This is a genomic window from Rhodopseudomonas infernalis (assembly GCF_022271405.1).
Lineage (GTDB): Bacteria > Pseudomonadota > Alphaproteobacteria > Rhizobiales > Xanthobacteraceae > Rhodopseudomonas > Rhodopseudomonas infernalis.
Map to the genome: position 1 here is coordinate 1 of NZ_JAJNAL010000073.1, position 13,388 is coordinate 13,388.

The following is a 13,388-nucleotide window of genomic DNA, read 5'->3' on the forward strand; positions in this document are numbered from 1 at the left end:
TTACTTACGTCGTGTTGAAGGCGATCGCAGTGCCAGCGTCGCCCGGCCCCCCCCCCCCCCCCCCCCGCCGGGGGGGGGGGGGGGGGGGGGGGCGCGCGGGCCGATGAATCGGGAGAACCGAGGCGGCTCAGGCCGCCGCGAGTTTCAGCTTGTTGCGCCAGTTCGGATACAGCTTGTCGGCGTCCTGCGGGAAGCTCTCGAAGGCGCGCGCGAACTCGGGGTGATCCTTGGCGAATTCGACCGGGTCGGCGCCGGCCTTCCAGCACTGCTCCGCCTGGCGCAGCGACTTGGCACCGGCCGCACCGCCGTCGAGATGCCCGAAGGCGCCGCCGCCGGCCGTCATGATCAGGTTGGAGTGGCCGAGGTTGTCGAAGAAGCCCGGCATCCGCAGCGCGTTCATGCCGCCCGAGATGATCGGCGTGGTCGGATTGAGACCAAGCCACTCCTGATGGAAGTACGGACCGTCGGCGGAATCCTCGGTGATCATATAGGCCATCGCGCGGTCGGCCGCTTCGCCTTCCATCTTGCCGAAGCCCATCGTGCCGGTGTGGATGCCGGAAGCGCCCTGCAGCCGCGCCATCTTGGACAGCACGAACGCCGTGTAGCCGCGCTTGGACTGCGGCGAAGTCACAGCGCCGTGACCGGCGCGATGATAGTGTAGATATTGCTTCGGAAACCGGCGCCGCGCCGTCGTCACCGCGGCCGGGCCGGCGACGTAGCCATCGACCAGGAAGGCGATGTGGTCGGCGTTCTCGGCGAAGGTCTCGAGGACGTATTCGCCGCGCGCCACCATCTCGTAGTGATCGTCGGCGGTGATGTTGAACGAGAACAGCTTGGCCTCGCCGGTCTTGTCCTGCGCGCGGCGCATCGCGTCGGCCACTGCCCGCACGGTGTCCTTGAACGGCGCGAACACCTGGTTGCCCTGCGGCTCGTCGTTCTTGATGAAGTCACCGCCGAGCCAAAAATCGTAGCAGGCATTGGCGAACGGCTGCGGCCGCAGGCCGAGCTTCGGCTTGATGATGGTGCCGACGATGAAGCCGCCATCGACCACGGGTCGGCCGAGCACGCGCCACAGATCCTTGATCGTGGTGGCGGGGCCGTCGAACAGCTTCAGATAAGCCGGCGGCACGTAGAAGTCGTGCATCTTGGCGTATTCGACGTCGCCCATGCCCTGATTGTTGCCGATCGTCAGCGTCAGGAACGAGGCGATCATGGCGCGGCCGTCGATCACGTTGCGATCGAACAATTCGATCGGATAGGCGATCTTCATCAGCTGTTTGGCTTCGTCGATCTCGTACACCAGCGCGTCGACGCCACGGGTGAAGTCGTCGGTGGTGGAGACTTCAACGTTGGTGCCGGTCGAGGACTCCGCGGCGAAGTGCGCGGCGGTCTGCAGGAAATTGCCGAAGCCGTCCTTCGGCTTCATGATGTAGGCGCACAGCACGTGCCGTCCGCCCGCGATCAGATCGCTTTCCTTGAGGGCGAGGTTGGCATAGCGGTTGGACTGGTCCATGACGAACTCCTGAGTGCCGGCCATTGCCGGCGTGATGCATCCGAAAAATTCGCCGCGCGAACACGCGGCCGCGCGGAGACCCCTCTCCCCGCGCGCGAATTCTCCCCGTGATTTTGAGCCGCGGTTAGTCCGCGTTGCTGAACTGCGCCGCGCTACTCGGCAGCGCGGGCAACCTGACCGATCTGCGGATCGAGCGAGCCGGCCTTGTAGCGCTTGGCCATTTCGGACATCGGAACGACCTTGATCTTGCTGGCGTGGCCGGCGGTGCCGAACTGCTCGAAGCGCAGCCGGCAGACGTCGCGCATCGCGTCCATCGCGGGCTTGAGGAACTTGCGCGGATCGAACTCGGCCTTGTTCTGGGTCGCGACCTTGCGGAACACGCCGGTCATCGCCAGACGGCAGTCGGTGTCGATGTTGACCTTGCGGACGCCGTGCTTGATGCCGCGCACGATCTCCTCGACCGGAACACCAAACGTCTGCGGCATCGCGCCGCCGAACTCGTTGAAGACGTCCTGCAGATCCTGCGGCACCGACGACGAGCCGTGCATCACCAGATGCGTGTTCGGCAGCCGGCGGTGAATTTCCTCGACCACCTTCATGGCCAGCACGTCGCCGTCGGGCTTGCGCGAGAACTTGTAGGCGCCGTGCGAGGTGCCCATCGCGATCGCCAGCGCATCGACCTTGGTGGCGCGCACGAAATCGACCGCCTGGTCCGGATCGGTCAGCAACTGCTCGCGGCTGACCTTGCCCTCGACGCCGTGGCCGTCTTCCTGCTCGCCGCCGCCGTGCTCGAGCGAGCCGAGCACGCCGAGCTCACCTTCCACCGAGGCGCCGACCCAGTGCGCCATGTCGGTGACGCGGCGAGTGATGTCGACATTGTACTGATAGTCCGCGGCGGTCTTGGCGTCGGCCTTGAGCGAGCCGTCCATCATCACCGAGGTGAAGCCGTAGCGGATCGCGGTGGCGCAGGTGGCCTCGTCGTTGCCGTGGTCCTGATGCATGCACAGCGGGATGTCCGGATACATCTCGGCCAGCGCATCGATCATCTTCGCCAGCATGATGTCGTTGGCGTAGGAGCGCGCGCCGCGCGAGGCCTGGATGATCACCGGCGCGTCGACCGCCGCCGCCGCCTCCATGATCGCCAGCCCCTGCTCCATGTTGTTGATGTTGAATGCGGGCACGCCGTAGCTGTGCTCGGCGGCGTGATCCAGCAACTGCCTCAGGGTGATACGCGCCATGATGTCTCCTCAAATAATGCTGTGCGACCTAGGGTCGTGATGTTCGAGATCGGGCTTCAGTGTTTGCTGCGGGCGATCGCGCCCTTGGCGGCGTCCACCACCGCGTCGGTGGTGATGCCGAACTTCTGGTACAGCACCGGCGCGGGCGCCGAGGCGCCGAAGCCGGTCATGCCGACGAAGGCGCCGCCATCGCCGATCCAGCGGCGCCAATCGGTGTCGAGCGCCGCCTCGACGCCGACCCGCGGCGCGGTGCCGAGCACGCTGGCCCGATACGCATCGTCCTGCTCGGCGAGCAGGTCGAAGCAGGGCGCCGACACGACGGCGGCCTTGATGCCGTCGCCTTCGAGCTTGTTCGCCGCTTCGAGCGCAAGCGACACTTCCGAGCCGGTGGCGATCAGTGTGACATCCCTCGCACCGGGATCGATGACCAAATAAGCGCCACGCGAGACCGGATTATCGGTGACGCCGTTCGGCCGCGGCAGCATCGGCAGCGCCTGACGCGACAGCGCCAGCACCGAGGGCCGGTGCGCCTGCTTCAGCGCCGCGTCCCAGGCCTGCGCGGTTTCGATCGCATCGGCCGGACGGAACACCAGCAGATTCGGGATTGCCCGCAGCGAGGCGACGTGCTCGACCGGCTGATGGGTCGGGCCGTCTTCGCCGAGGCCGATCGAATCGTGGGTCATCACGTGAATGACGCGCACGCCCATCAGCGCCGCGAGGCGGATGGCCGGCCGGCTGTAGTCGGCGAACACCAGGAAGGTGCCACCGAACGGGATGAAGCCGCCATGCAGCGCGATGCCGTTCATCGCCGCCGCCATGCCGAACTCGCGGATGCCGTAGTGCAGATAGCTGCCGCCGAACGCGCCCGGCTTCACCGAGGCGGATCCCTTGGCCTGCGTCAGGTTGGAATGCGTCAGGTCGGCCGAGCCGCCGAGCAGGTTCGGCGACGCCGGCACCAGCGCATTGATGGCGAGCTGCGACGCCTGACGGGTGGCGATCGACGGCTGCTCGGCGGCGAAGCCGGCGATCAGCGTCTTCAGCGCGGGCTCGTAGTCGGCCGACAGCTTGCCGGCGAGCGTGTTCTCGAAGCCGGCGCGGGTCGCTGCGTCGAGGGCGCCGAGCCGCTGCGTCCAGGCCTGATGCGCCGCCTTGCCGCGGCTGCCGGCCTCGCGCCAGCGCGCCGCGATGGCGTCCGGCACTTCGAATGCCGGATGCGGCCAGCCGAGCGCCGCGCGGGTCTTCTCGATTTCCTCGGCGCCGAGCGGCGCGCCGTGCGCCTTTTCGGTGCCCTCGACCTTGGGCGAGCCGAAGCCGATCTTGGTGCGGCAGGCGATCAGCGACGGCCGGTCGCTCGCCTTGGCGGCTTCGATCGCCGCCGCCACCGCGTCCGGATCATGACCGTCGACGCGGGTGGTCGCCCAGCCCGACGCAGCGAAGCGCGCGAGCTGATCGTCCGAGCAGGACAGCGAGGTGTTGCCGTCGATCGAGATGTGGTTGTCGTCCCACAGCACGATCAGCTTGTTCAGCTTGAGGTGACCGGCCAGCGAGATCGCCTCGTGGCTGACGCCTTCCATCAGACAGCCGTCACCGGCGATGACGTAGGTGGTGTGGTCGACCAGCGCGTCGCCGTAGCGCGCGTTGAGCATGCGCTCGGCGAGCGCCATGCCGACCGATGTCGCGAGGCCCTGGCCGAGCGGGCCGGTGGTGGTCTCGACGCCTTGCGTGTGGCCGTATTCCGGATGGCCGGGAGTCTTCGAACCCCACTGCCGGAACACCTTGATCTGGTCGATCGTGACGTCCGCATAGCCGGTCAGATGCAGCAGCGCGTAGAGCAGCATCGAGCCGTGGCCGGCCGACAGCACGAAGCGGTCGCGGTCGGGCCACGCCGGATCGGCGGGATCGAATTTCAGGAAGCGGGTGAACAGCACGGTGGCGACGTCGGCCATGCCCATCGGCATGCCGGGATGGCCGGACTTGGCCTTCTCCACCGCATCGATGGCGAGGAAACGGATCGCGTTGGCCATGTCGCGATGACTGACCTGGTCGTGAAGTTCGCGTGCGGGGATATTCAAGCCGGCCTCCCGGAAATGAAGTGAGAACGCATCGTTATTTTACGCCGCGCTTGCGGTCGATCAGTTGCATGATCAGCGGCGTCAGGATCAGCTGCATCGCCAGATCGAGCTTGGCGCCGTGGATCACGATCGAATTGGCGCGGGACATGAAGCTGCCCTGGATCATCGACAGCAGATAGGCGAAGTCGATGCCGCGCGGGTCCTTGAAGCGGATCACCACCATCGATTCGTCGGCGGTCGGGATCCAGCGGGCGATGAACGGGTTCGACGTATCGACCGTCGGCACGCGCTGGAAGTTGATGTCGGTCTCGGCGAATTGCGGCACGATGTAGTGCACGTAGTCCGGCATCCGGCGCAGGATGGTGTCGGTGACCGCCTCGGTGGAATAGCCGCGATCGGCGCGATCGCGATGCAGCTTCTGAATCCACTCCAGATTGATCACCGGCACCACGCCGATCTTGAGGTCGGCATATTGGGCGACGTTGACCTTGTCGGTCATCACGGCGCCGTGCAAGCCTTCGTAGAACAGCAGGTCAGAGGTCTCGGGCAGCGAGTGCCACTCGGTGAAATTGCCCGGCGCGACGCCGTGGACCGCGGCTTCCTTGTCGTCATGGACATAGGTGCGGGTCTTGCCGGTGCCGCTCTCCGAGTAATCGCGGAAGGTCTGCTCGAGCTCTTCGAACAGGTTGGTCTCGGGGCTGAAATGACTGAAGTGACGATTGCCGCGCTCGGCCTCCTCGGCCATCTTGGTGCGCATGTCGACACGGTTATAGCGGTGAAACGCATCGCCCTCGATATAGGCCGCATTGACGTTCTCGCGCCGGAAGATCTGCTCGAAGGTGCGCTTGACGGACGTGGTGCCGGCGCCGGAGGAGCCGGTGATGGAAATGATCGGATGCTTACGGGACATGGGGGACTTCCAGAGGGACTGTGATCAGACGCGAAACAGGCCGCGGCGGCCGAACAGCGGCGCGGTGCGAGAGGCTGCGCTCGGATCGAGATGCAGCTCGACGATGCGCTGGACCTTGTCGATCGAGCCCATGATCAGCGGCGAGCGCTGATGCGTCGACTTGGCGGAGAGATCGAGCACGCGCTCGCGCCCGGTCGAGGCGCCGCCGCCGGCCTGCTCCATCACGAACGCCATCGGATGGGTTTCGTACAGCAGCCGCAGCCGGCCATCGCCGTAGCCGGGACGCTGATCGGCCGGATACAGGAACACGCCGCCGCGGGTGAGGATGCGATAGGCTTCGGCCACCAGCGAGCCGATCCAGCGCATGTTGAAGTTCTTGGCGCGCGGACCGTCGGTCCCTGCGAGGCATTCATCGACGAAATCACGCACCGGCTGCTCCCAGTGGCGATGGTTCGAGGCGTTGATCGCGTATTCGGCAGTGTCGGCCGGCACCGTCACGCGCTCGCGGATCAGCCGATATTCTTTTGCCGTGCGGTCGAGCGTATAGATGTCGACGCCGTCGCCGAGGGTGATCACCAGCGAGGTCTGCGGGCCGTACACCACGAAGCCGGCGGCAAGCTGACAGCTCCCTGGCGCGCTGAACGGCGCCACGCCGGGCTCGTTCGGGATGATCGAGAAGATCGTCCCGACCGTCATATTGGTGTCGATGTTCGACGAACCGTCGAGCGGGTCGTAGGCGATCGAGATCGGCGCCTGCGGATCGCCCATCAGCAGCGTGTCCGACTCTTCGGAGGCCAGCGCCGCGTAGGGCACGTCCTTGAGGGCCGCCACGATCGTCTGTTCGGCCTTGACGTCGAGGTCCTTCTGCACGTCGCCGTCGGCGTTGCTGGCACCGTGCGCCGCGCCGGTGATCCCGGCCAGCGCTCCCTGACCGATGAGCTCCGAGATCACGATCGACGCCTCGGCGATGGCGCCCACCGCCGCGGCCACCGCGCGCTTTCGCGGGTCTGTCCCGTAGGACTCTAAAAGACGAGAAAGCGTCTGGCCCTGATCCATGCTTGATCCCCCACTTCGCAGCCCAACTTGCGCCATCCCTCGGGCTCCGCTGCCGGGAGCTTGTGAGCCGATGGGTGACATAAGAGAAGCTTGATTTTCCTTGGTACCACCTCAGGAATTCTTATATCCCTGAGCAACACACCCGCACGCCAATACCGTTCTGATGGTCAAGCGTGCCGCATTCTGCACAGTTAGTCGAACGCCACCGTGATTTAGATCAGTTTGCTGCCGCAGAAATCGCGGGTGAGGCGAAGACAGAGATCGTCACAACCGCTCCTTATACTTTCGCCGCAGCCAGCCTGACCTGACGGCACCTGGAAGACCTCTCAATCCTGGCGACTTGACGCTTCCGCGGCTTCTCTGAGACATACGAAAGTCGAAACGAAACAACAGCCGTGAGGATCGAGGCGCGAATGCCGCTTGCGGAGCCAGGAGGGGAGACGACATGACAGAGGCGGTGATGGCCGGCGCGGAGCCGTTCGCGTTCGATGGCGGCAAGACCGGCGTGCTGGTGCTGCATGGTTTCACCGGCAGCCCGCAAAGCATGCGCTATCTCGGCGAGCGTCTCGGCGAACACGGCTATTCGGTGCTCGGCCCGCGCCTGCCCGGCCACGGCATCTCGCCGGCCGCGATGGCCAAGACCACCGCCAGCGACTGGGCGAATTGCGCCGAGGACGCCCTGCTCGAGCTCTCGGCCAAATGCGACAAGGTGTTCGTCACCGGCCTGTCGATGGGCGGGACGCTGTCGCTGTATCTGGCCGCGCTGCACCCTGACAAGGTCGCCGGCGTGATCCCGATCAACGCCGCCGTGCAGGTCGACTCGCCCGACATGGCGGCCGCGGCGTTCGCCCGCAGCATGCCGGAGTTCGTGCCCGGCATCGGCTCCGACATGATGGACACGTCGATCAAGGAACTGGCCTACGATCAGGTGCCGGTGACCTGTTTCAAGCAGGTGATCGGTCTCGCCGCGTCCGCCCGCGCTCTGCTGCCGAAGATCACCTGCCCGACCCTCGTGATCAACTCACGCGTCGACCACGTGTTGAAGCCGCACAACGCCACGATCATCGCCAGCCATGTCGGCTCCGACCGCGTCGAGCTCGTGTGGCTCAACAAGTCGTATCACGTCGCGACCATCGATCACGATAAGGACCTGATCGCCAGCGAAGTACACAGCTTCGTGCAGCGTCATCTGTAGCTGTTGTTCGTTTCGAACGGGACACGACTGCCCGCAACGACTGAGTCCTCATCCCGAAGGCCTGATCGAGAAATCACGGCTGCTTCTTGATGGTGTCCTGCACAACCCCGTCGTCATGGCCGGGCTCGCCCGACCATGACGGTTGAAAGCATGCGATGTTCTCACTGCTTTAAGCAGAAGGCATCTGTGAGATTTTTCTCAGGGCAATATCGCAGTACATTTGTTTGTGTAGGGAGAATCCCACGACCTTCCATTCGCCTATTTCCAATAACTCATTGACAGCCTGCACCACGCCATACGCGCCGCCCGCGTCGTTCATGATGTAGTCGTTGAAAACCAGGACTCCATTGTTCTTAGCTTTTCGGATCGAAACGGCGGCGTCTCTTTTGACGCTTTCGTAGTCGTGGCCGGCGTCGATGTAGATTAAATCAAAGGTTTGATCGGGATATGTCTCGAGACGCTCATAACTCGGTCCATCTTCAACAATGATGCGAGCGCTTTTGGTCGCAAAGCGGCTGAGAAAGAACTGTTGCTGGGTCTTATTTTCGAATAGCGCGCTTGTGGCGTCACCCCATAGCTCCGGCTGTTCGTGCAGATTCCAAAGGTCAAACGCGACAAATTTCGCGGGCCTTACATGATCGAGCAAGAATTGAGAGAAGTCGCCTCGACCAACGCCAAGCTCGGCAATCGTGGAATCGGGGGGAATGTTCATTGCGATGACCATGTCATGCCGCGCCGCGTACAGCTTCGCGTCGTGTAGATGGTGTCTTTCGACAGCCGGATAATCCAATGGAGGAGATTGCGAAGCAGGAGAGGCTACAGGCGAGGCTACCGGAGGAGCTACTGGAGGAGCTACCGGACTTGAAGAAGTGGTCTCATCTTCAGTACAATATCGATAACGACGCTCTTCTGCATGACCGTGAAGTAAGTAGTGAAGCCTTGGACTCCACCCCGCTCGTTTGACGTCAGGATTTAGTGCGAGATACGCGGCCGGATCAAAACCTTTCGGCAATCTGAACTTAATCATTGGTCTCCTCGAATTTGGGCGATTGCGATCCTTCGATAAGAATCCCGCCGCCAGGGCTACCTATACAAAATCAAACGGAAAATTTCAGATTGTTCGTCTCGCCCGGCCATGCGCCGTCTCCATGACAACGTGGCCAAGGACTCAAGCCGCCTGCTCAATATTCGTGGACTGGGTCGTAGGCCGCAAACGCAACGAGCGCTACAGTTCGGGCGCGATGTCCCGTTGCGCCAACCGGCCGCTGTGAGAAGCCCAGGCGCTTCGAAGGATGACGCCACGGGGCGCCCGTGGCCACGGTTCGAGACGGCGCTTTGCGCCTCCTCACCATCAAGTGTGCTTACATCCGCGCCGTCACGATGGCGCGGATCTCGTCGTCGGTCAGCACGATCGGATTGGTCTTCATGCTGGAGCCGCGGCTCGTCGCGACGATGCGATCAACGTCGCCCGCGGCGATGCCGAGTGACGACAGTGACGGCAATGCCAAGCGCTGAGTCCAGTCTTCCAGCGTCGCGACAAGGTTGTCGCAATCCTCCTCGGCGCTCGCGCCGTCGCGGCCGGACAGCAGCCGGCCGATCTCGGCGTATTTCGCCAGCGCTGCCGACTGCGGGGTGCGCGCGCTCAGCGCTTCGATGTTCACGCGCGTCGCGGCCGCGAGCAGCGTGCCGCACACGACGCCGTGGCCGATCGGGAAGTACGCGCCGAGCGGCGACGCCAGGCCGTGCACCGAACCTAATCCCGTCTGCGCCAGGCAGATACCGGACTGCAGCGACGCGTAGGCCATCTGCGCCATCGCGTCCGTTGCATCCCCGCCGCCCTGATACCACGCCAGCAGCCCTTTGCTCGCGGCGCGCAGACCAGACAGCGCCAGCGCGTCGGTGAAATCGTTGGCGCCGGTGGAGACGTAGGATTCGAGGAGTTGCGTCAGCGCGTCCATGCCGTTGGCGGCGATCAGCGCCGGCGGGCAGCCGGCCAACAGATCCGGATCGACCAGCGCGATCTCGGCGACCAGGGACTCGTCGCGGAAGGATTTCTTGAAGCCGTCCGGCCCGTGGCGCGACAGCACCGCGTTCTTGGTCGCCTCCGAGCCGGTGCCGGCCGTCGTCGGCAGTGCGATGAACGGCGTCGCCGGGCCTTTATAGGGCAGCTCGGGGCCGACGCCTTCGAGATGGTCCATCACCGAATTGCCGGGCCGCAGCAGCCCCGCGATCGCCTTGGCGGCATCGAGTGCGCTGCCGCCGCCGATGCCGATCACGACGTCGATGTTCGCCCCGTGCCAGTCGCGCACCGCGGCATCGACCAGCTCGGGCGACGGCTCGCCGCTGACCGTCACGCGCTCGCAGCTCAGTCCGCGCTCCGCCAGTTTGGCCAGCAGCGCCGCTGCATAAGACGCGGCGTCGAACGAGCGCGCGCCGGTGACCAGCAGCACGCGGCGGCCATAGCGCGCGGCGAGGTCGGGCAGCCTGGCGATCGCGCCGGCGCCGAACTGAATGCGGGGCAGACGGGCGATCGAAAAGGGAGAGATCATCAGACGCTCGGATCAGGTCCGCGCAGCGAACGGCGCGGCTCGGTCGACACCGACGCGACGGCTCGCGCCGCGCCGCCATCAGGCGACGCGGGAAGAGGTTAGCAGGTTCGGCCGGGCCGCCGCTACGGCGCGAGATATTGCAGCAGGCGCGGGTCGTTGCGGACCTCCTCGGCGGTGCCGGTGAGCGCGACCCGGCCGCGGTCGAGCACATAGGCGCGGTCGGCGACGCGCAGCGCCAGATCGAGATGCTGCTCGACGATGATCACGGCGATGTCCTTGGCTAGCGCCACCAGCCGGTCGGTGATCTCCTCGATCACGCCGATCCACACGCCCTCGGTCGGCTCGTCGAGCAGCAGCACCCGCGGATCCGACAGCAGCGCGCGGCCGATCGCCAGCATCTTGCGCTCGCCGCCCGACAACGTGCCGGCGGCCTGATCGAGCCGCTGGCCCAGCTTCGGAAACATTTCAAGCACGCGGTCGACCGCGCGGCTGTCTTTATTCGTCAGCGCCCCGACCGCGAGATTGTCGCGGATCGACAGCCGCGCGAACACCGGATGGTCTTGCGGCACATAGCCGAAGCCGGCGCGGATGCGCTGCTCGGTCGGCAGCTTGGTGACGTCGCGGGCATCGAGCGAGACCTGGCCGCGCTTGACCGGCAGTTCGCCCATGATGGCCTTCATCAACGTCGTCTTGCCGGCGCCGTTGCGGCCCAGAATGGCGACGCCGCCGCGCCATGGCGCCTGCATCGACACGCCGAACAGCACCTGACTGCGGCCGTAGCCGGCATCGAGATCGCGAACGTCCAGATATGCATCCTCAGGCACGGCGCAGATAAACCTCCTGGACCTTCGGGCAGGTCTGAATTTCAGCGATCGTCCCGCTGTTGAGCACCGCGCCCTGATCGAGCACGGTGAGCCGGTCGCAGATGTCACGAATGAAATCGAGATCGTGCTCGACGATCACCAGCGAGCAGCGCGACTTGATCGGCGCCAGCAGCTCGCCGGTGACGCGGCGCTCCTCGAGGCTCATGCCGCCGGTCGGCTCGTCGAGCAGCAGCAACTTGGGCTCGGGCGCCAGCGCCATCGCGATCTCCAGCCATTGCTGCTGGCCGTGCGACAGCGCCGCGGCCGGCTCGCCGGCGCGGTCGACCAGCCGGAATTGCTCCAGCATCGCCATCACCTTGTCGTGCAGCAAGCCGCGGGTGCGCGAAAACATCAGTCTGCCGAGCGCGGTCTGGCCCTGCAGCGCCAGCAGCACGTTGTCGTACAGCGTCAGCGCCGGCAGCACGCTGGTGATCTGGAATTTGAGGCTCATGCCGGCGCGCGCACGCTCGGCCGGCGACGCTGCGGTGATGTCCTGACCGTCGAACGTCACCTTGCCCTCGGTCGGCACCTCGGCGCCGGCGATGCACTTCATCATCGTGCTCTTGCCGGAGCCGTTCGGCCCGATCAGGCCGTGGAATTCGTTCGGCTGCACGATCAGCTCGGCGCCGTTGAGCGCGGTGAGCTTGCCGAATATCTTCTTCAGGCCGCGCGCCTCAAGCAGGGCCATGGCGGCGCTCCTTGTTGTCGGCCGCCGGCGGGCGGCCGAACTCGCCGATGCGTTCGCGCTCGGTGAGGATCAGGCTGATCAGCCCCGCCGGACGGAACAGGACCACCGCCAGCATCAGGCAGCCCAGAATGATCGGCCAGATGTCCTGATAGGAGTTGGACAGCCAGAACGACACAAGCTCGATCACCACGGTGCCGATCACCGCGCCGATCAGCGTGCCGGAGCCACCGAACAAGACATAGAGCACCACCTGGGTCGACATCACCACGCCCAGCATATTGGGCCAGACGAAGCCTTCGTGGAAGGCGTAGAGGCTGCCGGCGAGGCCGGCAATCGCGCCCGCGAGCGAGAAGATGATCGCCTTGATGTGCTGCACCTTGTAGCCGAAAAACGCGATGCGCTGCTCGTTCTCGCGCAGGCCCGCCAGAGCCAGGCCGAATTGCGAGCGTACCAGGAAGCGGCAGCCGAGATAGACCAGCAGCAGGATCGCCAGCACGAAGTAATAGAAGACCGGCCCTTCGGTGAGATCATAGCCGGCGATCTGCATCGGTGGGATCGACGGGATGCCGTTCTGGCCGCCGAGATAGTACCAGCCGCGCGCCAGCCGATCGAACGCATAGGAGCCCGTCAGGGTACCGAGCGACACGAAGATGACGCTGGACGGATTGCGGCCGAGCAGCAGGAAGCCGCCGATCAGGAGCGCGATCGCAAAGCCGATCAGCACACCGGCAGGGATCACCAGCAGCATCGAGGTGATGTCCAGATCGCGCGCCAGCAGAGCGACGCCGTAGCCGGCGGATCCGAAGAACACCGCCTGACCGAAACTCATGATGCCGGAATAGCCCCACACCAGATCGAACGACAGCGCGAACAGGCACAGGATCAGCACCCGCGTGCCGAACACCGTCAGATAATCCTGCAGCACCAGCGGCAGCAGCAGCCCGATCGCCAGTAGCGTGAGCTCGATGATCGGCAGCACCTTCAGGCGCCGTGTTCGCGGCACGGCGGCCGGCGCAAGTGTCGAAGTAGTTTCCGTCATCGATCCGCCAGTGTGAGGAACAATCGGGGCGCCTGATGAAAAGCAAGATGCGTGCCCTCTGCTCCCTCTCCCCGCCTGCGGGGAGAGGGTCGGGGTGAGGGGGCGCCTCCGCGGGTCGCAGAGGCTTGGCTGCGCCGAGACGCGGCCCCCCCCCCCCCCCCCGCCCCCCGCCCCCCCCCCCCCCCCCGGCGGGGGGGGGGGGGGGGGGGGGGGGGGCCCCTCCACGGATGCTGACTTTGATTTCTGGATCGCCAGCGATGACCAC

The 13,388-nt window shown here is 65.3% G+C and carries 11 protein-coding genes; 1 reads left to right on the forward strand and 10 read right to left on the reverse strand.

Going from position 1 to position 13,388, the window contains the following annotated elements; translation table 11 throughout:
• Positions 1-127 precede the first annotated feature (127 nt).
• The 5 genes from LPW26_RS24925 to LPW26_RS24945 all read right to left on the reverse strand — a co-directional run bounded on the left by LPW26_RS24925 (position 128) and on the right by LPW26_RS24945 (position 6,789).
• Entirely contained in the window at positions 128-1,513 is a 1,386-nt protein-coding gene (locus tag LPW26_RS24925; protein WP_238738455.1) for a ribulose-bisphosphate carboxylase, read from the reverse strand.
• A gap of 152 nt (positions 1,514-1,665) precedes the next feature.
• Entirely contained in the window at positions 1,666-2,751 is a 1,086-nt protein-coding gene (gene fba, locus LPW26_RS24930) for a class II fructose-bisphosphate aldolase (RefSeq protein WP_238738456.1), read from the reverse strand.
• 56 nt (positions 2,752-2,807) lie between these two features.
• Complete coding sequence (gene tkt, locus LPW26_RS24935) at positions 2,808-4,823, reverse strand: transketolase (protein ID WP_238738457.1); 2,016 nt, start codon at positions 4,821-4,823, stop codon at positions 2,808-2,810.
• A gap of 34 nt (positions 4,824-4,857) precedes the next feature.
• Positions 4,858-5,733: a phosphoribulokinase gene (locus tag LPW26_RS24940; protein ID WP_238738458.1), complete on the reverse strand. Its 876-nt coding sequence runs from the start codon at positions 5,731-5,733 to the stop codon at positions 4,858-4,860.
• A 24-nt stretch (positions 5,734-5,757) separates the two neighbouring features.
• Positions 5,758-6,789: a class 1 fructose-bisphosphatase gene (locus tag LPW26_RS24945; protein ID WP_238738459.1), complete on the reverse strand. Its 1,032-nt coding sequence runs from the start codon at positions 6,787-6,789 to the stop codon at positions 5,758-5,760.
• Between the two features lie 445 nt (positions 6,790-7,234).
• Here LPW26_RS24945 and LPW26_RS24950 point away from each other — a divergent pair, with 445 nt between their 5' ends.
• Positions 7,235-7,984 (forward strand): alpha/beta hydrolase, encoded by a 750-nt coding sequence (locus LPW26_RS24950; RefSeq protein WP_238738460.1) that lies wholly within the window; start codon positions 7,235-7,237, stop codon positions 7,982-7,984.
• A gap of 169 nt (positions 7,985-8,153) precedes the next feature.
• Here LPW26_RS24950 and LPW26_RS24955 read toward each other — a convergent pair whose 3' ends face one another.
• The 5 genes from LPW26_RS24955 to LPW26_RS24975 all read right to left on the reverse strand — a co-directional run bounded on the left by LPW26_RS24955 (position 8,154) and on the right by LPW26_RS24975 (position 13,123).
• A complete protein-coding gene (locus LPW26_RS24955; protein WP_238738461.1) occupies positions 8,154-9,011 on the reverse strand; it encodes a class I SAM-dependent methyltransferase in 858 nt (285 codons plus the stop codon).
• Between the two features lie 334 nt (positions 9,012-9,345).
• Positions 9,346-10,533 carry an iron-containing alcohol dehydrogenase gene (locus LPW26_RS24960; RefSeq protein WP_238738462.1) on the reverse strand — a complete coding sequence of 396 codons (1,188 nt, stop codon included), beginning with the start codon at positions 10,531-10,533 and terminating at the stop codon, positions 9,346-9,348.
• A gap of 122 nt (positions 10,534-10,655) precedes the next feature.
• A complete protein-coding gene (locus LPW26_RS24965; RefSeq protein ID WP_238738463.1) occupies positions 10,656-11,357 on the reverse strand; it encodes an ABC transporter ATP-binding protein in 702 nt (233 codons plus the stop codon).
• Positions 11,350-12,084: an ABC transporter ATP-binding protein gene (locus tag LPW26_RS24970; protein ID WP_238738464.1), complete on the reverse strand. Its 735-nt coding sequence runs from the start codon at positions 12,082-12,084 to the stop codon at positions 11,350-11,352. Before LPW26_RS24970 ends, LPW26_RS24965 begins: the two co-directional genes overlap by 8 nt.
• Positions 12,071-13,123: a branched-chain amino acid ABC transporter permease gene (locus LPW26_RS24975; protein ID WP_238738465.1), complete on the reverse strand. Its 1,053-nt coding sequence runs from the start codon at positions 13,121-13,123 to the stop codon at positions 12,071-12,073. The genes LPW26_RS24970 and LPW26_RS24975 overlap by 14 nt, the downstream gene beginning before the upstream one ends.
• Positions 13,124-13,388 lie beyond the last annotated feature (265 nt).